General features: G+C 66.1%; 18 protein-coding genes and 1 pseudogene. 8 read left to right on the plus strand and 11 right to left on the minus strand.

The genetic code is table 11. The features are described from left to right. Window positions 1–266: 266 nt before the first annotated feature. From ACVW17_RS19160 to ACVW17_RS19180, 5 genes are all read right to left on the minus strand, one after another. Complete coding sequence (locus ACVW17_RS19160; protein WP_456753315.1) at window positions 267–1,481, minus strand: ABC transporter substrate-binding protein; 1,215 nt, start codon at window positions 1,479–1,481, stop codon at window positions 267–269. A gap of 159 nt (window positions 1,482–1,640) precedes the next feature. Continuing rightward, window positions 1,641–3,209: a DUF4403 family protein gene (locus tag ACVW17_RS19165; protein ID WP_456753316.1), complete on the minus strand. Its 1,569-nt coding sequence runs from the start codon at window positions 3,207–3,209 to the stop codon at window positions 1,641–1,643. Window positions 3,210–3,419: 210 nt separating this feature from the next. Next, on the minus strand, window positions 3,420–4,109 hold the full coding sequence (locus ACVW17_RS19170) for a L,D-transpeptidase (RefSeq protein WP_456753317.1): 690 nt from the start codon (window positions 4,107–4,109) through the stop codon (window positions 3,420–3,422). Between the two features lie 186 nt (window positions 4,110–4,295). Continuing rightward, on the minus strand, window positions 4,296–5,078 hold the full coding sequence (locus tag ACVW17_RS19175; protein WP_456756474.1) for a sulfite exporter TauE/SafE family protein: 783 nt from the start codon (window positions 5,076–5,078) through the stop codon (window positions 4,296–4,298). A 114-nt stretch (window positions 5,079–5,192) separates the two neighbouring features. Further along, window positions 5,193–6,575, minus strand: coding sequence for a TAXI family TRAP transporter solute-binding subunit (locus ACVW17_RS19180; RefSeq protein ID WP_456753318.1), 1,383 nt, complete (start codon window positions 6,573–6,575; stop codon window positions 5,193–5,195). A gap of 138 nt (window positions 6,576–6,713) precedes the next feature. On the opposite strand from ACVW17_RS19180, the gene ACVW17_RS19185 reads away from it, so the two are divergent. From ACVW17_RS19185 to ACVW17_RS19195, 3 genes are all read left to right on the plus strand, one after another. Continuing rightward, complete coding sequence (locus tag ACVW17_RS19185; protein ID WP_456753319.1) at window positions 6,714–7,769, plus strand: glycosyltransferase family 4 protein; 1,056 nt, start codon at window positions 6,714–6,716, stop codon at window positions 7,767–7,769. A 33-nt stretch (window positions 7,770–7,802) separates the two neighbouring features. After that, window positions 7,803–8,492 carry a class I SAM-dependent methyltransferase gene (locus tag ACVW17_RS19190; RefSeq protein WP_456753320.1) on the plus strand — a complete coding sequence of 230 codons (690 nt, stop codon included), beginning with the start codon at window positions 7,803–7,805 and terminating at the stop codon, window positions 8,490–8,492. A gap of 235 nt (window positions 8,493–8,727) precedes the next feature. Continuing rightward, window positions 8,728–9,345, plus strand: a complete 618-nt coding sequence (locus ACVW17_RS19195) for a hypothetical protein (RefSeq protein WP_057014961.1) — start codon at window positions 8,728–8,730, stop codon at window positions 9,343–9,345. 381 nt (window positions 9,346–9,726) lie between these two features. On the opposite strand, the pseudogene ACVW17_RS19200 reads toward ACVW17_RS19195, so the two are convergent. Further along, window positions 9,727–11,392, minus strand: a pseudogene (locus ACVW17_RS19200) (aminotransferase class III-fold pyridoxal phosphate-dependent enzyme). Between the two features lie 34 nt (window positions 11,393–11,426). Here ACVW17_RS19200 and asd point away from each other — a divergent pair. Together asd and ACVW17_RS19210 are read left to right on the plus strand one after the other, a co-directional pair. Next, window positions 11,427–12,296 carry an archaetidylserine decarboxylase gene (gene asd, locus ACVW17_RS19205; RefSeq protein ID WP_456753322.1) on the plus strand — a complete coding sequence of 290 codons (870 nt, stop codon included), beginning with the start codon at window positions 11,427–11,429 and terminating at the stop codon, window positions 12,294–12,296. Between the two features lie 123 nt (window positions 12,297–12,419). Then, window positions 12,420–13,259 (plus strand): NUDIX domain-containing protein, encoded by an 840-nt coding sequence (locus ACVW17_RS19210; RefSeq protein ID WP_456753323.1) that lies wholly within the window; start codon window positions 12,420–12,422, stop codon window positions 13,257–13,259. Here the strand turns inward: ACVW17_RS19210 and ACVW17_RS19215 are convergent, their stop codons facing one another. Further along, window positions 13,260–15,074 carry a winged helix-turn-helix domain-containing protein gene (locus ACVW17_RS19215; protein WP_456753324.1) on the minus strand — a complete coding sequence of 605 codons (1,815 nt, stop codon included), beginning with the start codon at window positions 15,072–15,074 and terminating at the stop codon, window positions 13,260–13,262. A 155-nt stretch (window positions 15,075–15,229) separates the two neighbouring features. Between ACVW17_RS19215 and ACVW17_RS19220 the strand changes: the two genes are divergently transcribed. From ACVW17_RS19220 to ACVW17_RS19230, 3 genes are all read left to right on the plus strand, one after another. Further along, entirely contained in the window at window positions 15,230–15,535 is a 306-nt protein-coding gene (locus tag ACVW17_RS19220) for a nickel-binding protein (RefSeq protein WP_456753325.1), read from the plus strand. Between the two features lie 80 nt (window positions 15,536–15,615). Continuing rightward, a complete protein-coding gene (locus ACVW17_RS19225; RefSeq protein WP_456753326.1) occupies window positions 15,616–16,026 on the plus strand; it encodes a hypothetical protein in 411 nt (136 codons plus the stop codon). Window positions 16,027–16,131: 105 nt separating this feature from the next. Then, window positions 16,132–16,959 (plus strand): class I SAM-dependent methyltransferase, encoded by an 828-nt coding sequence (locus tag ACVW17_RS19230; protein ID WP_456753327.1) that lies wholly within the window; start codon window positions 16,132–16,134, stop codon window positions 16,957–16,959. Between the two features lie 50 nt (window positions 16,960–17,009). Here ACVW17_RS19230 and ACVW17_RS19235 read toward each other — a convergent pair whose 3' ends face one another. From ACVW17_RS19235 to ACVW17_RS19250, 4 genes are all read right to left on the minus strand, one after another. Next, on the minus strand, window positions 17,010–18,548 hold the full coding sequence (locus ACVW17_RS19235; RefSeq protein WP_456797794.1) for a FecR domain-containing protein: 1,539 nt from the start codon (window positions 18,546–18,548) through the stop codon (window positions 17,010–17,012). A 159-nt stretch (window positions 18,549–18,707) separates the two neighbouring features. Next, on the minus strand, window positions 18,708–19,034 hold the full coding sequence (locus tag ACVW17_RS19240) for a hypothetical protein (RefSeq protein ID WP_456753329.1): 327 nt from the start codon (window positions 19,032–19,034) through the stop codon (window positions 18,708–18,710). A gap of 121 nt (window positions 19,035–19,155) precedes the next feature. Next, on the minus strand, window positions 19,156–19,800 hold the full coding sequence (locus tag ACVW17_RS19245; RefSeq protein WP_456753330.1) for an inner membrane-spanning protein YciB: 645 nt from the start codon (window positions 19,798–19,800) through the stop codon (window positions 19,156–19,158). A 113-nt stretch (window positions 19,801–19,913) separates the two neighbouring features. Beyond that, window positions 19,914–20,984 carry a helix-turn-helix domain-containing protein gene (locus ACVW17_RS19250; RefSeq protein WP_456753331.1) on the minus strand — a complete coding sequence of 357 codons (1,071 nt, stop codon included), beginning with the start codon at window positions 20,982–20,984 and terminating at the stop codon, window positions 19,914–19,916. Between the last annotated feature and the right edge of the window lie 186 nt (window positions 20,985–21,170).

Raw genomic sequence — 21,170 nt, forward strand, 5'->3', positions numbered from 1 at the left:
AGCTCGATTTTCTGAGGTCGCCGTGCGCAATCGAATGCGTCGACGGTGCGGCACCTGGGACAAGAAGAGGACCTTGCGCCGGATCGAGCAGCGGGCACCGCTTCACCTCGCCCCGCGTGCGGGGAGAGGTCGGAATGCATCGTTAGATGCATTCCGGGTGAGGGGGAGCCTCCGCGAGCGCGGTTATCGACGTGTACGCGGAGACAGCCCCTCACCCCAACCCTCTCCCGGTAAGAACGGGGAGAGGGAGCGCAGCGGCGCGCGCGTCAGTTCGACTTCACCAGCGGGCAGCCGCCCTTGTCGAGCGGGCGGAAGGCTTCGTCGCCGGGCACGGTGGCGATCAGCTTGTAGAGGTCCCACTCGCCCTTGGATTCCTCGGGCTTCTTGGTTTCGAACAGGTACATGTCGTGCACCATGCGGCCGTCGATTCGGATATGGCCGTTCTTGGCGAAGAAGTCGTTGATCGGCGTCTTGCGCATCTGCTCCATCACCTTCGGCGCCTCGTCGGTGCCGATGGCTTCGATCGCCTTCAGGTAATGCATGGTTGCCGAATAGAGGCCGGCCTGGATCATGGTCGGCATGTGGCCGACCTTCTCGTTGAAGCGCTTCGAGAAGGCGCGGGTCTCGTCGTTCATGTCCCAGTAGAAGGCGTCGGTGACGATCAGGCCCTGCGTCGCCTTCAGGCCCAGTGCGTGGGTGTCGGTGATTTCCATCAGCAGCGCGATCAGCTTCTGGCCACCCTGCGCCAGGCCGAACTCGGCGGCCTGCTTCAGCGCGGTGGTGGTGTCGCCGCCGGCATTGGCCAGCGCCACGACCTTGGCCTTGGAGGCCTGCGCCTGCAGCAGGAAGGACGAGAAGTCCGACGAGTTGAGCGGATGGCGCACGTCGCCGAGCACCTTGCCGCCGCTCTCCTTGACGACGTTGGCGGCATCGCGCTCCAGTGCCATGCCGAAGGCATAGTCGGCGGTGACGAAGAACCAGGTGTCCTCGCCGCGCTTGACCATCGCCTTGCCCGCGACGTTCGACAGCGCATAGGTGTCGTAGGTCCAGTGCACGGTGTTGGGCGAGCATGCGGTGCCGGTGATGTCGGAGGAGCCGCCGCCGGAATTGATGTGGATCTTGTTCTTCTCGCGCGTCAGCGCCGAGATCGGCAGCGCGACCGATGAGGTCGGCACGTCGAGGATCGCATCGACCTTGTCGTTGTCGTACCAGTTGCGCGCAATGCCGACGCCGACGTCGGGCTTGTTCTGGTGGTCGGCCACCACGACCTGGATCGGCTTGCCCTTGACCTTGCCGCCGTAATCGGCGACCGCCATCTCGACGGCGGCGACCGAGCCCTTGCCGGTGGCGTCGGCATAGAGGCTCGACATGTCGGTGAGCACGCCGAGCTTGACGACGTCGTCGGAGATCTGGGCGTTGGCTGCGGTGCCGGAGACCGCGAGCGCGAAGCCGGCCGCCGCTGCGGCCAAGAGCGATTTCATCGAGTTTGTCTCCCTGACTTTTCGTTGGTTGCTTCCACGGGGCACCTTCTATCCGGTGCGGCAACCTGTCGCAAAGACGACTTTTTGGGCATATGGGCTGCCGCTACTCGATGAGCGGAAAGCTGTTGCCCTCGCCCCGCTGGCGCGGAGAGGGCAAGGCTACAGTGCCGGCAATGCGGTGACGGCGGCCTTGATGGTGCCGTCGGTCTCCACGATCACCCGCAGCGTCTTCGAATCGAACGCGATGTCGGCCAGGCGGATGCTGTTGACGTCGGCGTCGACGCGGATGCCTTCCTCGTTCTTCTGCAGGTCGGCGATGGCGGCGGCGATCTTGCGCTGGGCGTTGGCCGCGAACGGCTTCAGGTCGACGACCAGCCGGTCGGCCAGCGCCTGCTGCATGTGCGGGACCGCCGCGCGCGCGGCGGCGCCGAGCAGGCCGAACGCCGCCTCGGATTCCACCGCCAGCTCGACGTCGGCGAGCCGCAGCGTCTGCGCCGCCTGGTCGAGCCGGGGCCGGCCCCAGATATGCACGGTCGCCTCGGCGCCGAGCCCGAAGAAGCTCTTCTTCTCCTTGGCATGCACCAGAAGCGAGATCAAAAGCCGGTCGCCGGAGGCCGCGATGCTCGCGCTCTTGACGGTGACGTCGACCGGGCCGGAACCGTCCTCGGGGAAGGTCTTGCCCTTCAGCTGCGCCTCGACCAGCTGCGTCAGCGTGGTGAAGGACATGTCGACCGGCAGGCCGATCGCGATCTGGCTCGACATCGGCGGCACGATCGAGAGCTTGTCGGGGAACGGGCAGTTGGGCGTGGTCTGTGTTTCGGTGATCCGCGTCTCGGCCTCGATCCCCATCGTCAGGATCATCGAGGACGCATCGACCTTGGGCTGCGCCGCGATCGCGCGGATCGGCCGCAGCTCGAGCCACATCGGCGGCATCGATGCGGTGCCGCCGGTGCCTTGCAGCGGGAGCGAGCGGCAGGCCTTGGCCCATTGCGCGCGGGCGTTGTTCTGGAACACCGGGTCGTTGCGCAATCGTGCCTCGACCGCGGAGATCTGGTCGGCCACCGCCTTGTCGATCACCGGCTTGACCTGGGCCGGCACGTTGATGCGGACGCCGGCGGCCGACAGGCTGGTGTCGCCGAGATTGACCTGCGCCTGCAGGTTCGGCTCGATCCGCCAGGACGCGCCGAGCTTCGGCCGTGCGGTCAGGGTGACGTTGCCCTTGATGTCGGCATTGGCGTCGATGTTCTTGATGTTCACCGCGCCGATCTGCTTGGCGACGTTGCCGCCGAGCAGGCTGCCGAGTGCGTTACTGACGGCGCCCGTCGCCTTCGCCGACAGCGAGCCGGTGACCTTGAGCGTGCCGTTGATCGGGGTCGTCAGCGTCAGCACGTCCTGCGCGCCGGTGGCCGCGATCGGCCCGCGCGACGCGGTCCAGCCGATGTCGGCATTTTGCAGGATCTGTTGCACCGGATTGTCGGCCTTGCCGCCGAACGTCTTCGGCGCGCCGCGCTCGGCGGCGTCGCGGATCGCCGACAGCGCGACCGAGACCTGCGCCACGATCGTCGAGGACCGCGGCGCCTGCGGCAGCGGCGGCAGCTCGGCGAGCTGCGGCTTCTGCAGGGTGGCGCTCGGCGCGAGCCAGTCCATGGCCTTGAGACTGATTGCGAACGAGATCAGCACGACGGTGATGCCGAGTGCGATCGTTCTCGGATGCATCGGTAGACGCATCATTCCCCCGGATGAAAATCAATTTTGACGGGTTGTACAGGCCCGCCGACGAGGGCGCCAGTGTGGCGGGATCAAGCTGCTTCAGGGGCGGAAGCAGCCCGAATGTCCGGGTCACCTGGACGTTAACGATTGTGAACGCGGCAACGGCCCCGGTGGGGTGCCGGAGCCGTTGCCTGAGCCCTTGGAGGGGGCTTGGGGAAGTCGGTCTTGTTAGCGGACGGCCGAACCGAGGTCGGCGCGGCGGTCGGTCATCGGCAGCACGATCACCTTGGTGCCGACGCTGACCCGCGAATAGAGGTCGCTGACGTCCTCATTGGTGAGCCGCAGGCAGCCGGAGGAGACGTGGGTGCCGATCGTCTCCGGCGCGTTGGTGCCGTGGATGCGGTACACGGTGCCGCCGAGATACATGGCGCGGGCGCCGAGCGGGTTGCCGGGGCCGCCGGCCATGTGGCGCGGCAAATAGGGCTGGCGGGCGATCATTTCCGGCGGCGGGGTCCAATCCGGCCACTCCGCCTTCTTGGTGATGGTCTGGGTGCCCGACCAGGTGAAGCCGTCGCGGCCGACGCCGATGCCGTAGCGCATCGCCTGGCCGCCTCCGAGCACGAGATAGAGATAAGTGTGCGGGGTGTCGATGATGATGGTGCCGGGCGCCTCGCGCGTCGGATAGGCGACGACCTGGCGACGCAGCCGGGCGGGCAGTTCGACGGAGCGGTCTTCTTCCTGCGCCTGCGGCATCGACTGCACCGGCGGCTGCACGGCCTCGGTCGGCGGCGTCAGGATGAAGGGAAACATCGGCAGCGGCGCAGCCGCGGCGGAGTTCGCGAAAGCGACTGATCCAATCGCCAGCGCACCGAAGGCGGCGGCAGCGAGACGTGCGTTCAGCTTGACGGAATTGAACATTGTCGACCCCTGTTGTTTGCGCCCTGCGCGCCAGTTCCGGCGCGTCGTTGGATCAAAGCAGTACAGGGGAGGCGTTTCAGGACGTTTGCACCAAATCGCCAAAATGGTTTCGTGCCGTTAGGGTTTTGTTTCGTCCGTGTTTCGTCGCAGGGTTAAAAGCGGGTTGCCGGCACGCGGCGCGACCGCTCAGGGGTGGACGTATCCGGCTAGCCCGTCCCACAGCAGCTTGGCCGCGGTGATCACCAGAATGGCGTAGCAGGTCCGGTACAGCGCGCGCTGGTCGAGGCGTTCGTGCAGCCGCCATCCGGCCCAGACGCCGACCGGCACCGCCGGCACGCAGAGCGCCATCAGCAGCCACAGGCTGCGTGACGGAGTGCCGAGCACGAGCCAGGGACCTGCCTTAAGCAAGTTGCCGACCGTGAAGAACAGGCTGGTGGTGCCGGCATAGAGCGCCTTCGACATGCCGAGCGGCAATAGATAGATCGCAAGCGGCGGCCCGCCCGAATGCGCCACCATCGTGGTGACGCCGGAGGAGAGGCCGGCGAACGTCGCCTTGATCGTCGAGCGCGGACGCGGCTTGATCTCGCCGCCGCCGATGAACCACAGCGCGGCGAACACCAGCGTCACCGCGCCCATCACGATCTCGACCGCGTGCCGGTCGAGGTCGCGCAGCACGAAATAGCCGAGGCCGATGCCGATCACGAGCGCCGGCAGCAGCATCGCGAGGTCGACGCGCGACCAGGTGTTGGGCCGCCAGAACCGCAGCGCGGTGATGTCCATGACGACGAACAGCGGCGCCAGCAGCGCGCCCGCCGCGATCGGATCCATCGCCAGCGACAGCAGCGGGATGCCGACGATGGCAAAGCCGCCGCCGAATGCGCCCTTCATGAAGGCGATCAGGAAGACGCCGGCCAGCGCGATCGCGAGCACGAAGGGCGCGGGCAGGTCGGCGGTGATGGACGTGATCATGGTGTCGCGCGCGGCGTTGTGGTCGTACTCATACATGGCCACGCGCGCATCCAGGCGCAATCCAAACATTGCTCTCGGTACACATTGCTCTCGGTGCAATCGGCGTGCGCGCGCCTAGCCGGCGCGCATCCGCGGCAGGCCCGGCTTCTCGCTGTTGATCACCGCGCGGCGATCGGAGACGGCGTGGTGGAATTGCTCGAGCGTCAGCCCGATCACCGAGAGGTCGCCTTCCTCGATCGCGCCGTCGTCGTAGCAATCGAGCGCCTCGCGCAGCAGCGCGTCCGCGTCGCCCTGCATCGCCGCGAGCTCCTCCACTGTCTCGGCGCCGCGCACCCGCGAGATCAGTTTCAGCAGATTGTCGCGATGGACGATGTAGTGCTCGCGTTCGTTGCGCTTCATGTAGTGTCGCAGCCAGGCGCCGGCCGAACCGAGGCCGGAGATCAGCAGGATGCCGCCCCAGATGTAATCGGAGTATTTCTCCAGGAAGGTACGCTCGGTGCCGTCGATATAGGCCGCGGCGCCCTGATGCGCCGGAAGTGCTGCGTCCTTGTCGGTGTCCGGCTTCTCGATCTTGGCGGCCGCCGGCAGGTCGCGCGCGACCTGGAGCCGCTGCGTGAACAATTGCCGGTCGAGCGCGCCGACGGTCGATTCCTCCAGCGCGTGCTGCGCGATGATGAGGTGATTGACGCCGACGGTCTCGACCTTGTCCTCGGGCCGTGCCGGCGACGACGAGAAGATGCTGCCGGCGATCTCCTCGGACTCATAGCGCGGATGCTTCTGCGCGATCGCTTCCGAGACGTCGATCGGGAGGAACACCGGTTCGCCGCGCGCGGCCGCCGTCGCCGCGATCGCTTCCGCCGTCACCTTGCTGTCGAGCGGGCCGACGGTCATGTAGGCGTCGAGCGACGGATCGCGTGCGAGGTCGGCGACCTTGTTGACGGCGAACTGGCTGATCGTGACCTTGTCGGGATTGACGCCGGACTCGCTCAGGATCACGCGCAGCAGCGTGACGTTGGCCTGGGTGCTGCCGACCACGCCGACCTTGTGGCCGGCGAGATCGTCGATGGTCTTGATCTTCGCGGACCGCCGCTTGCCCTTCGCCCCCGCGGGCGCCCACAGCACGACGACATTCTTGCGCAGGATCGCAACCGACTCGGCGCTCGCCGGCAGATCGAGATCGCCGCGCACCACCGCGAGGTCGACCTTGTTCGCAGTGAACAGCGCGATGCTTTCGGCCGCGCCCTGCGTGGTCACCGGCTTCAGCCGCACCGAGCTGCCGCCATGCGCAAACGCCTGGGCGAAGCCCTGGACCAGCTTGACGTCCTCACTGCCGGTCGGGCCGACCGCGATCGACAGCGTCACCGGACGCAGCGCGTAGTACAGCGTGCCGGCGGCGATCGCGAACACGAGCATCCCGGTCGCGAGGATCAGGAGCGACGAGTTTCGCCGTCTGAGCCTGCGGCGCACCGTACCGGGATTTTCACTCTGCTCTGACATCTGATTGTCATCTTACACGAAAAACCGGCGGCCCACCGGGAAAAACAACCTAACATTTCGATGACGTCATACGTTTGAAACATCCATGTCAGAACGTCGTGCGAGCAGAATCAAGATTAACGATTTGGATCTCCTGCAATGCGCATACTCGTTGCGACCGATGCCTGGCATCCGCAAGTCAACGGCGTGGTCCGGACGCTGACGTCGCTTGCGCGCAGCGCCGAGACGCTCGGCGCCGAGATCGAATTCCTCACTCCCGACGGCTTCCGCTCGGTCGGCGTGCCGACATATCCCGGCCTGCGAATGGCGCTGCCGAACCGCCGCGAGATCGCGCGCCGGATCGAGGAGGCCGCGCCCGAGGCGATCCACATCGCCACCGAAGGACCGATCGGCTGGTCGGTGCGCGGCTATTGCCGGCGCAACAAGCTCGCCTTCACCACATCCTACACAACGCGCTTTCCGGAATATGTTTCCGTGCGCACCGGCATTCCGGACAGCGTCGGCTACGCGGTGCTGCGGCACTTCCATGCCGCCGGCTCGATGACGATGGTCGCGACCGACTCGCTGCGCTCAGAGCTTGCCGAGCGCGGCTTCCGCCGGCTCGGCTTCTGGACCCGCGGCGTCGACACCAGGATCTTCAATCCCGACCAGCCGGCGCTGCTCGACCTGCCGCGGCCGATCTTCATGACGATGGGCCGCGTCGCGGTGGAGAAGAATCTCGACGCCTTCCTGTCGCTCGACCTGCCGGGCTCCAAGGTCGTGGTCGGCGACGGGCCGCAACGGGCGGCCCTGCAACAGAAACATCCCGACGCGATTTTCCTCGGCGAGAAGAAGGGCCAGGACCTGACCTCGCACCTCGCCGCTGCCGACGTCTTCGTGTTTCCCAGCCTGACCGACACCTTCGGCGTCGTGCAGCTCGAGGCGCTGGCCTGCGGCACGCCGGTGGCGGCGTTCCCGGTCACCGGCCCGAAAGACGTGATTGCCAACCATCCGATCGGCGCGATCGACAACGATCTGCGCGCCGCCTGCCTGCGCGCGCTGAACATGTCGCGCGCCGACTGCCGCAATTTCGCGTTGGAGCGTTCCTGGGAAAACAGTGCGCGTCAGTTCATCGGCAATCTGGCCACGTTGCAGCCGAGCCGCGCGCCGCGGCCCGCACGCCGCGTCGCCGGCCGCAGTGCGGTTCCGAATTAACAGCTCAATCGAACGAAAGACGAGAGACTCTCTATGGCTGAAATCATCAAGCTGGGCGCCGACCGTTCCATGGACTTCGACCGCGAGACGGTCGAGCAGGCCTACGACCGCTGGGCGCCGATCTACGACCTCGTGTTCGGCGGCGTGTTCAGCAAGGGCCGGCAGGCTGCGATCCAGGCCACCAACAAGATCGGCGGCCGCGTGCTCGAGGTCGGCGTCGGCACCGGCATCTCGCTGCCGCTCTATAGCCCGAACGTGCGCATCTTCGGCACCGACATCTCGGAAGCCATGCTCGAGAAGGCCCGGAAGCGGGTTGCCGGGCAGGGCCTGAAGAATGTCGAGGGCCTCGCGGTGATGGACGCCGAGAAGCTCGAATTCCCCGAGAATTCGTTCGACGTGGTGATGGCGCAGTACGTGCTGTCGGCGGTGCCGAACCCGGAAGCCGCGCTCGACGAATTCGCCCGCGTGGTTCGTCCGGGCGGCGAATTGATCATCCTGACCCGCGTCAGCGCCGATGCCGGCGTCCGCCGCTTCATCGAGCAGAAGCTGCAGCCGGTGGTGCGCCCGCTCGGGTTCCGGACCGCCGAATTCGCCTGGTCGCGCTACACCAAGTGGCTGGCCGGCGCGCGCGGCATGGAGCTCGCGGAGCGCCGCCTGATCCCGCCGCTCGGCCATTTCTCGCTGGTCCGCTTCCGCAAGGCGGACGTCGCCAAGGCCGCCTGAGCGGCAGGCGGGCCCCGGCCCGCCGGTCCTCCCGGATGAGGTCGCACAGTGCGCCGCAAAACCGGGAGGCTACGATCCTCTCCGCCTTATCCCGCAAATTTCGCCGGGATGAGGCGAAACCCTGCTCCGGTTGCGTCAAGGCGTCGCTCCGCATTGTCATATGTCATTATGATGATGTCACACGCGATACATCGAATCCCTGTAAATCCTGTCCCGAAAGATGTTGGGGGAACCAATGATCAAGAACTTCCTGCAAGAGCTGCGTACCCAGCGTTGGGATGACCATCGCTTCTACCATCACAGCCGGATCAACCAGAGCCTGCACTTCGTCAGCGCGCTGAGCTTCCTGTTCGCCTATGTGATGCTGTTCTTCGATCCGGTCGTGTCGGCGCTGGTCGGCTGGCTGGTCTCGATGACCTCGCGCCAGGCCGGTCACTTCTTCTTCGAGCCGAAAGGCTATGACCACGTCAACCAGGCGACCCACGAGCACAAGGAAGACATCAAGGTCGGCTACAATCTGCAGCGCAAGGTCGTGCTGATGGCGATCTGGGCGCTATCGCCGATGGTGCTGTACTTCGATCCGACCCTGTTCGGCCTGTTCAAGCCCTGGGTCACGATGGGCGACTTCACCCGTCAGGTCGCCAAGATCTGGCTCGTGGTCGGCATCGGCGGCCTGTTGTTCCGCACCATCCATCTGTTCTTCATCCGCGACGTCGAGACCGGCCTCGTCTGGATGACCAAGATCGTCACCGACCCGTTCAACGACCTGAAGCTCTATCACAAGGCGCCGCTGTTCCTGATGAAGGGCGAGCTGATCGATCCGGGTCTCGAGAAGCACGTCAAGCACGCCTGATCGTTGCTCCCAGCGTCAGCAAACTTGCGTCATGCCCGGGCTTGTCCCGGGCATCTCCGTCTTAAGAGCATCGTCATTCCGGGGCGATGCGCAGCATCGAACGCGGGATCTCGAGATTCCCCGATGCGCAGTGCGCATCTGTGGTCTGGTCCTTCGGACCATCCCGGAATGACGGTGCTAACAATGTCAACGAAAGCAGACTGGGTGGCCTCAGCTTGTAGCCCGGATGGAGCGCAGCGCAATCCGGGGCAACTCTCACCGTCTCCGCGACTGATCCCGGATTTCGCTTCGCTCCATCCGGGCGACGGGGCTACTTTGCATGGGGTTGTTCTGCGTTTTCTGGCCGGCACAGTGCGGAACGGCCTGAAAGGCGCAGTATGCTCAGCGCCCAAGCCTCACGGCGACCATCTCCTTGAGGATCTGCCGCTTGATGGTCTTGTTGGTGAGACCTTCCTTGTGCCACCACCAGCCGTCGCGCTTCATCTTTTCGGACGCGGCGACGAAACGGTTGGCAACCTCGGCGAAATCGGCGTCGGTGTAGTTCAGGGTGAAGATCAGGCGGCCGGTGCCGACCCAGCTCAGCGCCAGCCCCTCGGCGCGCAGATAGTATTGCAGCATCCAGTTGTAGCGGGACGGCTCGGTGTAATAGACGGTCCAGATCGACGAGATGTTGCCGACGCGAACCGGCAGGCCTGCGGCCGTGAGGCGGTCGTTGAGCGCCTTGGCGCGGCCGTTCCAGGTCTCGTCGAGCCCGTTGTAGATCGAGCGGAAGTTCGGGCTGGCGAGCCGGCTCAGGAATTCGTCCATCGCCGTCATCACATAGGGATGCGAGTTGAAGGTGCCGCGGGCAAAGCAGATGTCGGCCGGACGGTCGTCGCGGAAGCGCCGCATCAGGTCCTTGCGGCCGCAGACCACGCCGATCGGCAATCCGCCGGCCAGGCTCTTGCCGTAGGTCGCCATGTCGGCCTTGACGCCGAAATAGTCCTGGGCGCCGCCGGCGGCGAGGCGGAAGCCGACGAACACCTCGTCGAAGATCAGCACGATGCCGCGCTCGGTGCAGACTTCGCGCAGCTTTTTCAGCCAATCGGTGTAGGCGGCGCGGTCGTATTTGGAGGAGCGCGAGGAATCGACCAGCGCGGAATCGCCGGGCGCGTTGGAGTTCGGATGCAGCGCCTGCAACGGATTGACCAGCACGCAGGCGATATCCTTGCGGGTGCGCAGCACATGCAGGGTCTTCTCCGACATGTCGGCGAGCGTGTAGGTCTCGTGCGGCGACACCGGATTGCCGACGCCGGGCTGCACCTCGCCCCACCAGCCGTGATAGCTGCCGGCGAAGCGAACCAGATGGGTCCGCCTGGTGTGGTAGCGCGCAAGCCTCACCGCCTGCATCACCGCCTCGGTGCCGGACATGTGGAACGAGACCTCGTCGAGGCCGGAGAGCTCGCACAGCCGCTTCACATTGTCGGCAATGATCGGATGGTAGGGGCCGAGCACCGGGCCGAGCCCCTGCGCCCGCTTCTCACCCTCGGCGATGCACTCCTTGTAGAAGTCGTTGCCGAAGATGTTGACGCCGTAGGAGCCGGTCAGGTCGTAGGCCACATTGCCGTCGACGTCGGTCACGGTGACGCCGCTGGAGGCCTGCACGAAGGCCGAGGTGCCGCAGATGCTCGCGCACCAGGCGGCTATACTGGAACGGCACCCGGTAGGTTTCGGTGAATTGCAGGTCGGAGATCCGCTCGGTCACCTCTGCGGTAAGCGCGCGGCCCTTCGAGTAGCGGTCCTGGTAGAGGCCGGCGAGGCGGAAGAAGCCGTCCTGTCGCTGCATCGCGATGTCCTTCGGCGCTCCGTCGGAGCAGAAGAACGCGTCGATGTCGAATTCGTAGTGCGGCACCATGCGCGCGACCATCTTGGACATTTTGGAATGTCCGGTCAGGGAGCGGTGCTTGGCCCGCGACAGCGCGAGGCGGGCCTGGATTTTGGGGAAAGCTGCGGCGGCGCCGGCAAGCGCGGCGGCGGACAGCGAGAGAATCGGAAGGGATGTTTCCATGACAGAAGCGCTAGCCTCGGCACCTAACAGATTCATGACAGTCAAGGGCCTGATCTCGGCATTCACCCAGCAGGAAGACCTCAATTTCCTGCTCACCAACCGGATTCCGCGGGCGGCGCTGACCCGTTTCATGGGCTGGTTCTCCAAGCTCGAGAACCCCCTGGTGCGCGACGCCTCGATCGCCTGCTGGAAGCTGTTCTCCGACCTCGATCTGTCGGAGGCGAAGAAGACCGAGTTCAGGAGCCTGCACGATTGCTTCACCCGCGAGCTCAAGCCCGGCCTGCGCCCGGCGGCGGCCGATCCCGCCATCATCGCGAGCCCGTCGGACGCGATCATCGGCGCGCATGGCCGGATCGAGGACGGGCAGTTGTTCCAGGTCAAGGGCGCGCCCTATTCGCTGCTCGACCTGCTCGGCGATCCCGCATTGGTGGAGCAGCACAAAAACGGCCGCTTCGTCACGCTGCGGCTGACGTCCAGCATGTATCACCGCTTCCACGCGCCCTATGACCTCGCGATCGACAAGGTGACATTCATTCATGGCGACGTCTGGAACGTCAATCCGATCGCGCTGAAGCGGATCGAGCGGCTGTTCTGCAAGAACGAACGCGCGGTGTTGCGCGGAAAGCTGCCGACCGGCGAGGCACTGACGCTGGTTCCGGTGGCGGCGATCCTGGTGGCCAGCCTCCGCCTGCACTTCCTCGACGTCACGCTGAACGCGCAGTCGCGCGGCCCGGTGGATTTCCCCTGTGACGTGCATGTGAAGAAGGGTGATGAGCTCGGCTGGTTCGAGCACGGCTCGACCATCATCGTGCTGGCGCCGGATCATTTCGAGTTCTGCGACAATGTCGCGGAAGGAACGCGGATCAAATGCGGCGAACCTTTGTTGCGCAAGCCCGCAATCTGATCGCACGCGCGCATCGGCTCAATGTTTGAGCATGAAAACCGATTTCCACTTTTCGAGATCATGCTTTAGAATGTCCGGGATCGTCGTGCGACGATCCTAAATCGCAAACCTGATGGACACGAGATGGCGCGGACGCCTGTTCTGGCGGCGGGAGGCATTGTGCTGCGGCGGGAGTCGCCGCCGCGCTTCGCCGTCGTGCGCCTGCGCAAGCGCAATGAATGGGTGTTGCCGAAGGGCAAGCTCGACGACGGTGAGACCGCGCGCGCCGCGGCCGAGCGCGAGGTGCTGGAGGAAACCGGTCATGCCGTCGACGTGCATGAATTCCTCGGCACGCTGGTCTATGATTCAGGTGGGCGCTCCAAGGTGGTGCACTACTGGCGCATGGATGCCGGCGGCAAGCCGGTGCGCGCGTTGATGAGCGACGTCAGGGAGGTGGACTGGCTGCCGCTCGACGACGCGCTCGATCGCCTGTCGCGCGGCTATGAGCGCGTGTTCCTGGAAAATGTCGGTCCGATCGCCTTGCAGGCCGCGGCAAACGCCGAGCGCGAACGGCGCGCGCGCCTGCGGCTTGCGGCTGCCGAGCGCCGCCGCGCACGCCTTGGCGCCGACGAGCCGATCGTTGACGTGCCCGAGGCCGGCGAGACGCCTGCCGTCGCCGATGTTGCCGCGCAAGCGCCCGTGGACGCCGAAGCGGCTGCAGAGCTGCCGGTCACGGCGGATACGTCCCATCTGGTGGAGATGCCGGCGGCGGATGCCGCATCGGATCAGCCGGTCATGGCGCCCGCGCACACCGCTGCCGAGGCCGGCAAGGCAGTCGAGCCCGAGCCTGTCGTGGAGCCGGCGGCACCCGAAGCGCTGCCGCCATCCGCGCGCACGATCGCGCCGGCTGTCACCGCCGTCCAACCGACCCCGCGCAAGAACCTGATCGAGCGCGTGCGCGACTGGCTGCGCCGCGCGGCGTGATCAGCCGCACATCTGACGTCGTGCGGTTGGCCGCCAGGCGTCAATGTCACGCTGCAAGGCCACGCAGTCGGCAACCCGCCGGGGCGAGCCCAGTTCACCGGCCAGAAGCCGCGCCGCATGAACCTCGGCCATGGCGCCGCGCGTGTCGCCACGCTCGAGCTGGAGCCTGGAAATCTGCAATCTCAGCCGTACGATCTGAACTCGCCCCTCAATGCTCGACCACAATTGGCGGGCGAGATGCAGATGCCGCATCGCCGCTTCATGATCCTGCCGGGACAGCGCGAGGATCGCCTGCGCTTCGTTGGTGAGTGCGCGGATCGAGGGCATCGGCCAGCGATCGGGATTTCCCGAAAGCTCGCAGATCAATGCCTTCGCCCGACCGCTCCGATTGGTGTGTGCGGCAACCAGCGCCAGATGCGCGAGCAGGATTCCCCGGCGTTGCAATGTCCACCAGGTCTTGCCGATCAAGCTCCGTTCGAGGCTTGCATAGGCGGCTTCGGCTTCGCCTCTTGCGAGCAGCAGCATGGCGCGGCCCGGCTCCGGACACCAGCCCAGCGTGTAGGCCCGGTCATAGGCTTCAAGTGCTGCGTCATCGTCACCGATCGCAGCCAGGATATCGCCCAGCACCCGATTGGCATCGCCCATCGACCACGGCGCATCGCTGGTCAGCCGCGCGAGCGCGTCCTGGATGCGCGCCAGCGCCTCGTCGAGCGAGCCCCGGATGCCGAGCACCTCGGAGCGGTGCAGCTGGCATGAACCCGTCAGTTCCATGCCGCTGCCCGAGCAGAAATTCTGGTAGCTCCGTGTCCACTGGTCGGCCCGTGCCCAATCTCCGAACATCCGGGCTGCCCAGAGTATGTTGCAGTAGAGGCTGCCGCCCATGATCGGGTCCAAATTGGTGCTGGACAGCGCAACGGCCGCAGCATGATCCTGATCGGCAAGTCCGCCATGCGTGTCGCCGAGACAGAGCCGATAGAAGCCGCGATAGGCCAGGCTCAGCGCCTCGATGTTGAGCGCGTCCTTGTATTTGACCGACGAATAGGCCGCGTCGGCCAATGCGAGCGCCTGTTCCGGCTCGCCGTCGAACGCAGCCAGTTTCGACTTCATCCATAGCAGCAGGGCCGTCGTTGCAGGATCGTCGATCCGCGAGGCCCAATCTTCGGCGCGCGCAAGCCAGCCCTTTCCGATCGCGGCCTGACCGCTCTCGAAATGCAGGCCCGAGAGCGCGATCGCGTCGACCGCGGCGCCGGCAGCGTCGCCGGCCTCGCTGCGCGCGGCGACCGCGCGAACCAGAATCGGAATGGCGGCCGTGGTCTTGCCGAGGCATTGCAGGGCAAGCGCCCAATTGTGCAAATCGTCGGCGTTCAGCCCGCCGTTTTCATCTGCGCTCGCGAACAGGGTTGCGGCTTGCAGCCACATTTGTCCGGCGGCTGCGCGGCGGGCAAGGCCGATTGCACCGATTGCACCGACGGCGGCATCGGCGCCCGCGTGGTCGATGCGTTCCGGCGGCCTGATCTCGGACTCGACGAAGAACCGATAGCCTTTGCCCGGCAGGTTCCGGATCGCGCCGTCCATGCCACCTTTGCGCAGCGCGGCGCGCAACGAACTCACCGCACGCTGCAGCGAGTTGTCGGTGACCGTTACATCGGGCCACACGGCGTCGAGGAGTTCGTCCTTGGAGATGACGCGGTCGCGGTGTCGAACGAGATAGACCAGCAGGTCGAACACACGTGGCTGCAAAGCGACCTCTTGACGCGCGCACAGCAGCACGCGTCCAGCTTCATCAAGCTCGAACAGTCCAAATGAGAATGCCATGTGTATAGGTCCGGGGTTTCCGGAAAAGGTTCAGGCAAAGATCAGACAATGATCAGCCCGCGGTAAGGACAGTTGGCGTTGACCGCGCCTATAGCTGAGCATGGCCGCGATCACCGCCGCCTGCTGTTCAACCGTCCCAACCGAGGGAGATTTCGATGGAACTCTATGTCATTCGCCGTCCGAGCGCCTGGACAGACATGAGCGAGCTCGAGCGCGCCGGCGCTACGTCCGCCAGGATCGGCGACGAGCAGATGCCGGACCGTGTCCGCTGGATCCGCAGCTATGTGGTGCATGAGGCAGATGGTCGCATCGGCACATTCTGCATCTACGAGGCGCGCGACGGCGACTCGATCCGGGACCATGCGCGCTGCGTCGGCATGCCGGGCGAGGAATTCTACAAGGTCGCGGCAACCGTCGTGGTGCGTGGCGATCCGGTCGAACCGCCCATTGCAGCCGAATGACGCCCGCGCGGGCGTCGCATGGTGCATCTCGGCCGAAGCACGATCCGGGGCGCCATCACACTTCGATCAAGGAAACGATGATGTCGATTTCATTCATGGAGTCCATTTCTAGTCCGGTGCGAAAGCATTTTTCCTTCCTGCTCTTGCGCATCCGCCGGCTCGTCAATCGATCGGTCGCAGGCATGCTCGAACATCGCGAACGGCAAGCCGACCGTTTGATGCCGCGCGAGCCCGGCGGCCGAAGGTCGAAGGCCGCAGGCAAAAGCTGCGCCCGGCCGATCATTCGAAGCGCAGTGCTCGGGCTGATGATCGCGGGTTTGTCCTCACCCGTGTTCACGCGAGCAGAGCAGCCTGTCGTTCGGAAAAACAGTCCAACCCTGGCGCAGCAGGCCGTTTGGTCTGAGCGGAGCAAGCGTGGCTGCAGGCATCGCTCGGATTGGACCGTTGTCGCCGCATCCAGCATCCCGGTCCTTCTCGGCTATCGCACCTAGCTCGCAGCACCTTGAAGTCATTGCACTGACACGATGCTTTCCAACGCAGGTCGCGGATTTTCGGTGAAGCCGTGAGCCGCACGACATTTTCAAAGGAGATGCACAATGAACGTTCAAGCCGAAATGCCCGTCGTCGATCTCGCCGCGGTCAAGGCGCGCCAGCAGGCCACCTGGAGTTCGGGGGACTACGCGATCGTCGGCACCACGCTTCAGATCGTCGGCGAGACGCTCTGCGAGGCCGTCGACCTGCGCAGCAATCAGATGGTGCTCGACGTCGCCGCCGGCAACGGCAACGCGACGCTGGCCGCGGCGCGGCGCTTTGCCGATGTGGTCTCGACCGACTATGTCGGCGCGCTGCTCGAGCGCGGGCGCGAGCGGGCGGCGGCGGAGCGTCTGCCCGTCACCTTCCAGGAAGCGGATGCGGAGAAGCTGCCGTTTGCCGATGCAAGCTTCGACGTCGTGTTGTCGACCTTCGGCGTCATGTTCGCCGCCGATCAGCAGCAGGCCGCCAATGAACTGCGCCGGGTCTGCCGCGTCAGTGGCAAGATCGGCCTTGCGAACTGGACGCCGGAAGGGTTCATCGGCCAGGTGTTCAGGACCATCGGCAAATATGTGCCGCCGGCCCCGGGCGTGAAGTCTCCCGCCCTGTGGGGCACCGAGGCGCATCTCGGCATGCTGTTCGGCCCGCAGGCGGCGGTCGATGCCAAGCGCAGGCACTTCAACTTCCGCTACAGGTCGCGGGAGCATTTCCTCGAGATCTTCCGCACCTATTACGGTCCGGTGCTGAAGGCCTTCGGCGCGATCGACACGGTCAAGCAGCAATTGCTCGCCACCGACATGTTCGCCCTGATGGATCAGTTCAATGTCGCCAAGGACGGGACGCTGGTCATTCCAAGCGAATATCTGGAGGCGGTGATCACCAGGCGGGGCTGACCTGCCGCTGTTCGTCGATCGGCGCCACATTCGTTTATCGACGCGATCGCTCAGTAATGTCGCTTATCCCTGGGCGGCGGCTTGGCCGCGCGCGGCGGCGGTGCGCGCCGTTGCGTCAAGCCGGGGCGTACCTGCACGACGGGCCGCTGCATGCCGGGACGCGCGCCCGGTGCGGCCTGCTGGATGCGGGGCCGCACCTCGCCGGGTGCCTGGGGCACCGGCTCCGCCGTGCCCTGTCGCGGCACGCCGGGTTGAGCCGCTGGTTGTCCCGGCTGGCGCACGCCGCCTGGCGCTGGCGTGCGTCCGGGCTGCAGACCGCCTTGACGTGCCGGCTGCTGTCCGCCGGGCTGCGTCGCGCCGCCCTGTCGTGCAGGCTGTTGCTGTCCCGCGGGCTGTTGTCCGGCCGGCGTCTGCAAACCGGGTGCGTGCGGCAAGGTGGTGCCGCCGGGCTGGCCGGGCAGCGCGTGCTGTGCGCCGCCTTGCTGTTGCGGGCCCGGCTGTTGCGACCCCTGCCGACCGGGCGTGCCCGGTTGCTGCGGCTGGCCGGGACGGTTTTGCTGGCCGGGCTGCGGCAACTGGCCCGGGCGGTTCTGCTGCTGACCCGGCTGCTGCGGGGCGTTGCGGTTCTGGCCCGGCAGGCCGTTCTGGCGTTGCGGGTTCGGCTGCACCGGCTGGCCGCGGTTCGGATAGGGCGCCGTCGGATTGGTCCTGCGGAAATCCGGATTGGCGCGGCGGAAGTCGCGCTGCTCGGTGACAACCTGACGGCCCAGCGTCTGCGCCGAATGCACCGCGCGCACAAAGCCTTGGTCGCGCGCGACCTGTTGCGGGGAGATCGTGAGCGGCACCGCCGCAAAGCGCGCGCCGCCGCTGCCTGGACGAATCGCAAAGCCGCTCGCGCCGCGCGTCAGCACGCCGAGCGAGGCGCCGCTGCGATCATTGACCTCGATGCGGCCGACATGCCCGTCGGCGTCGGGATAGAGCTTGATGCCGACATTGTCGCTGGTCGCGGTGGCGCCTTCCGGCACTTCGACGAGGCCGGTGGTGCCGCGGATGCCAAGCGTTGCGGTCGGCGTCGCGATCTTCATGTTGCCGGTCTTGGCGACCGCGGCGGCGACGAAGGCCGCCGTTCCCCTGGCGACGTTGAACAGCGCGCTGTTCTGCTGGCCGCCATCCTCGTAGACATAATTGTCGATCGTGATCCTGGCGTTGGCGCGCAGGTTGAACGTGGTGCCGTCGTTGAAGGTGATGCCGAGCGAGGAGGTCGCCGCTGTCGCGACGTCGTCATTGGCAAAGATGTCGTCGCGGATCTGCAGCGGCGTCGTGGTGTTGTTGCGCGTCACCGTGGCGGTTCCGGTCAGCGTCGCGACGTTGCCGATCGGCTCGGGCGCCGCGGCCGGGGCCGCGGGCGCAGGTGTTGCAGCCGTCGATGTTGCAGGCGCCGCCGGTGTCGCGCCCGGCGCCGGGGCCGGCGAGGGCGCAGTCTGCGCTTGCGCGAGCTGCGTCAGGTCCGGCGCGGCATTGGCCGTTGCATGCCAACCCATCGTGACGCCGGCTCCAAGCAGGAGCGCAAAGAGCAAGGTGCCGCGCATCACCATCGATTCCCGGGAGGCATTGGGGACCGGCAATTGAGCCGCGTCAGGCTGAATGCCGAATGAACGGTCCTGCCTTGTTGTCATGGCCCGCGGATACAAGCAAGCACCGCGCCCCCGTTGCCGGAAGCGCGGTGCTTGGTCGCCGTCGGGGTTTTGTCAGCCGCGCTTGTGAGGGGCGATGTTGAGCGGTTTCGTCGGCTTGGCCGCGGGCGCATAGCTTGCGGGCTGCGGAGCCGTTGCCGGCGGCACGTAGTGGAACACCGCCTTGCAGCCGTCGCTGAGCAGCGCGCGCTGGCGGACCATGCAGGCGGTGACGCGATCGACGTCGGGGATTTCCGAGCTGCACAGCCGCATCGCATCGCCGGTGCACATCTGCTGCTGCTCGTCGGTGTAGGCATAGGATGCCGAGGTCAACAGACCGAGCGTGAACGCGGTGGCGGCCAGCAGTTTGCCGTGACGAAATGCGGAAGCGATGAAAGCCATGATGTCCCCCTTGCGGTGATCGCGCCGAAGCAGCGCGTTGTCGAAGCCATCACTAGGGGGGCTTGGTTTCGCCAATTCTTCGTCGCCATGGCAAAATGGTTTCGTCGCGCGCCGGTTTGTTTCATGAACCACTCGCGGACGGTAACCCCTGCGCTGTGGCCAACGGCGCCGGACCGCCCTCCAGCGCGAGCACGGCCGCACGCTGGGCCTCGGGCATGGCGCGGATGCGGCGCCGCGCGGTGAGGCGCATCGCGGCAAAGCCGCCGACGAACACCACGATCTTGCTGACGATGCCGAAGATCGGCATCACGACGGCCCATGTCGTGATGGCGCAGGTCAGCGCGACGAAGGCGTTGACGGCGGCGGAGACGAACATCAACGCCGCCCAGGCATAGCCGACCTTGATGGCGACATCGGGCACGACCGTCCGCGCGATCTCGGGCAGATAGCGGTTGAGCCAGCCCGGCTTCAGCATCACGACGCCGACGATCGCGTAGATCACGCTCGGCTTGAACAGCACGAAGCGCGGGTCATTCGTGAGCAGGGTCGCGGTGCCGGCGGTGACCACCAGGAACAGGCTGAGCCATTCCATGGTGTCGATCCGCTTTCCGCGCACGATCTGGATGCCGATCCGCGCGACGCCGAAGGCGATGCCGACGCCGACCGCGAGCGCGGTGTTGTGTGTGAGCAGGAACAGACCGAGAAAGACAAGGGTCGATGCCAGGTCGAGGACCAGCAGCCTGGCCGCAGTGAGGAAACTCTTCATCGGTCGTTGCACTCCGCTTGCCATCTCAGGGCGCGACCAGCGCCCGCATCGGCACAATCAGGCAGATTGCATCGGCGCCGGCTCATCGAATTTCGAAATCGAGGAGCAAATTCTCAGCTCGAACGGGTGATTGCCACCTCGTTCGCAGCCTTTTGCGTGGCCATCGCCTGTCGCCGATACTCGGTCGGCGTCAGTCCGGTGTCCGCCTTGAAGGCGCGGTTGAACGGCGCCAGCGACTGGAACCCGGCATCGAGCGCGATCGTCAGCACCGGCACCTCGGCCTGATCGGGGTCGCCGAGCGCTGCCTTGGCCTCGTCGAGCCGGTAACGGTTGACGAAGGCGTTGAAGTTGCGGTGGCCGAGCCCGTCATTGATCAGCGTCCGCAACCGGTATTCCGGCATGCCAAGCCTGACGGCCAGGAGGCCGATGGTCAGCCCTTCCTGTCGGTAGGCCCGCTCGGTCGTCATGAGGTGCTTGAGACGGTGGAGCAGGGCACGGTCCGGAGCCGGCAGGTCGGCCGGCGCGAGCGATGCAGACACTCGGCTGGCTTGACCGCCGGAATCCGGTCCGGCGACGGCCGGCTGGTTCTCCGGCGGATCGAACAGCATCGTCCAGATCGACAGCAGCGCGAATGCGGCAAGGCCGAGTGCTCCGCTCAGTCCGATGGACCGGGTCGGAATCGCGGCGAGCCCGGCCACGGCCGCAAGGGTCATCTGGAGGCCGATGCCGATCACCAGTGCGATCAACATCCGGCCGCGTGCCGTTGTCGCGGCGATCCGCCATCCCTTGCTGATTTGCGTGATCCCCAGCACGGCGAAGACGATCGTCGCCAGTGCCAGCCCCCGGCCGCAGCTCCGCGCGAGATCAGGCCAGATCGTCCAGCAATTGTGGCTCACGACGCCAAGAACGGCGAGGATCGTCCACGCGGCCGCATGCCAGGGGCGCAGGGTAAAGCGCTCGTCGAACATCGTGCGCGCCCACAGCCAGAAAATCACCGGCGAGCCCATCGCGAAGGCGACGATTGGCGAGCTCCAGCCGAATGTCGATGCGGGAAAAAACGGTGCGGTGCTGATCGCGTAGGCCGCGCCGGCCACGCCCATGCTTGCGCCGAGGTTCGCGGCGCGATGCACTGCCGCGTAGCGCAGCAACAGCACCGCGCAAGCCACCAGGAACAGCGCGACCACCGCGCCGCGGAGACCGAGTTCAAGAGCCATCATTGCCATCGCAAGCCGCCCGCAGGTTCAAATCAACCGTGCGACGCTTATAGCGCGTCCGGCGATCCGCATGAAGCGACCACCGGATGACAATCAACTGGGCACCGCCACGCAGCATACTCGGTGTCGTCCCTGCGAAAGCAGGGACCCATACCC

It is taken from the genome of Bradyrhizobium sp. USDA 4473 (assembly GCF_054063335.1).

What these genes read in the sequence shown, in the direction of transcription:
- ACVW17_RS19180 (WP_456753318.1), bottom strand. Translation starts at nt 6,575, where the DNA reads ATGTCAGAGCAGAGTGAAAATCCCGGTACGGTGCGCCGCAGGCTCAGA.
- ACVW17_RS19195 (WP_057014961.1), top strand. Translation starts at nt 8,728, where the DNA reads ATGATCAAGAACTTCCTGCAAGAGCTGCGTACCCAGCGTTGGGATGAC.
- ACVW17_RS19220 (WP_456753325.1), top strand. Translation starts at nt 15,230, where the DNA reads ATGGAACTCTATGTCATTCGCCGTCCGAGCGCCTGGACAGACATGAGC.
- ACVW17_RS19245 (WP_456753330.1), bottom strand. Translation starts at nt 19,800, where the DNA reads ATGAAGAGTTTCCTCACTGCGGCCAGGCTGCTGGTCCTCGACCTGGCA.
- ACVW17_RS19225 (WP_456753326.1), top strand. Translation starts at nt 15,616, where the DNA reads ATGTCGATTTCATTCATGGAGTCCATTTCTAGTCCGGTGCGAAAGCAT.
- ACVW17_RS19235 (WP_456797794.1), bottom strand. Translation starts at nt 18,548, where the DNA reads ATGCGCGGCACCTTGCTCTTTGCGCTCCTGCTTGGAGCCGGCGTCACG.
- ACVW17_RS19230 (WP_456753327.1), top strand. Translation starts at nt 16,132, where the DNA reads ATGAACGTTCAAGCCGAAATGCCCGTCGTCGATCTCGCCGCGGTCAAG.
- ACVW17_RS19160 (WP_456753315.1), bottom strand. Translation starts at nt 1,481, where the DNA reads ATGAAATCGCTCTTGGCCGCAGCGGCGGCCGGCTTCGCGCTCGCGGTC.
- ACVW17_RS19190 (WP_456753320.1), top strand. Translation starts at nt 7,803, where the DNA reads ATGGCTGAAATCATCAAGCTGGGCGCCGACCGTTCCATGGACTTCGAC.
- asd (WP_456753322.1), top strand. Translation starts at nt 11,427, where the DNA reads ATGACAGTCAAGGGCCTGATCTCGGCATTCACCCAGCAGGAAGACCTC.
- ACVW17_RS19210 (WP_456753323.1), top strand. Translation starts at nt 12,420, where the DNA reads ATGGCGCGGACGCCTGTTCTGGCGGCGGGAGGCATTGTGCTGCGGCGG.
- ACVW17_RS19165 (WP_456753316.1), bottom strand. Translation starts at nt 3,209, where the DNA reads ATGCGTCTACCGATGCATCCGAGAACGATCGCACTCGGCATCACCGTC.
- ACVW17_RS19185 (WP_456753319.1), top strand. Translation starts at nt 6,714, where the DNA reads ATGCGCATACTCGTTGCGACCGATGCCTGGCATCCGCAAGTCAACGGC.
- ACVW17_RS19215 (WP_456753324.1), bottom strand. Translation starts at nt 15,074, where the DNA reads ATGGCATTCTCATTTGGACTGTTCGAGCTTGATGAAGCTGGACGCGTG.
- ACVW17_RS19240 (WP_456753329.1), bottom strand. Translation starts at nt 19,034, where the DNA reads ATGGCTTTCATCGCTTCCGCATTTCGTCACGGCAAACTGCTGGCCGCC.
- ACVW17_RS19175 (WP_456756474.1), bottom strand. Translation starts at nt 5,078, where the DNA reads ATGATCACGTCCATCACCGCCGACCTGCCCGCGCCCTTCGTGCTCGCG.
- ACVW17_RS19170 (WP_456753317.1), bottom strand. Translation starts at nt 4,109, where the DNA reads ATGTTCAATTCCGTCAAGCTGAACGCACGTCTCGCTGCCGCCGCCTTC.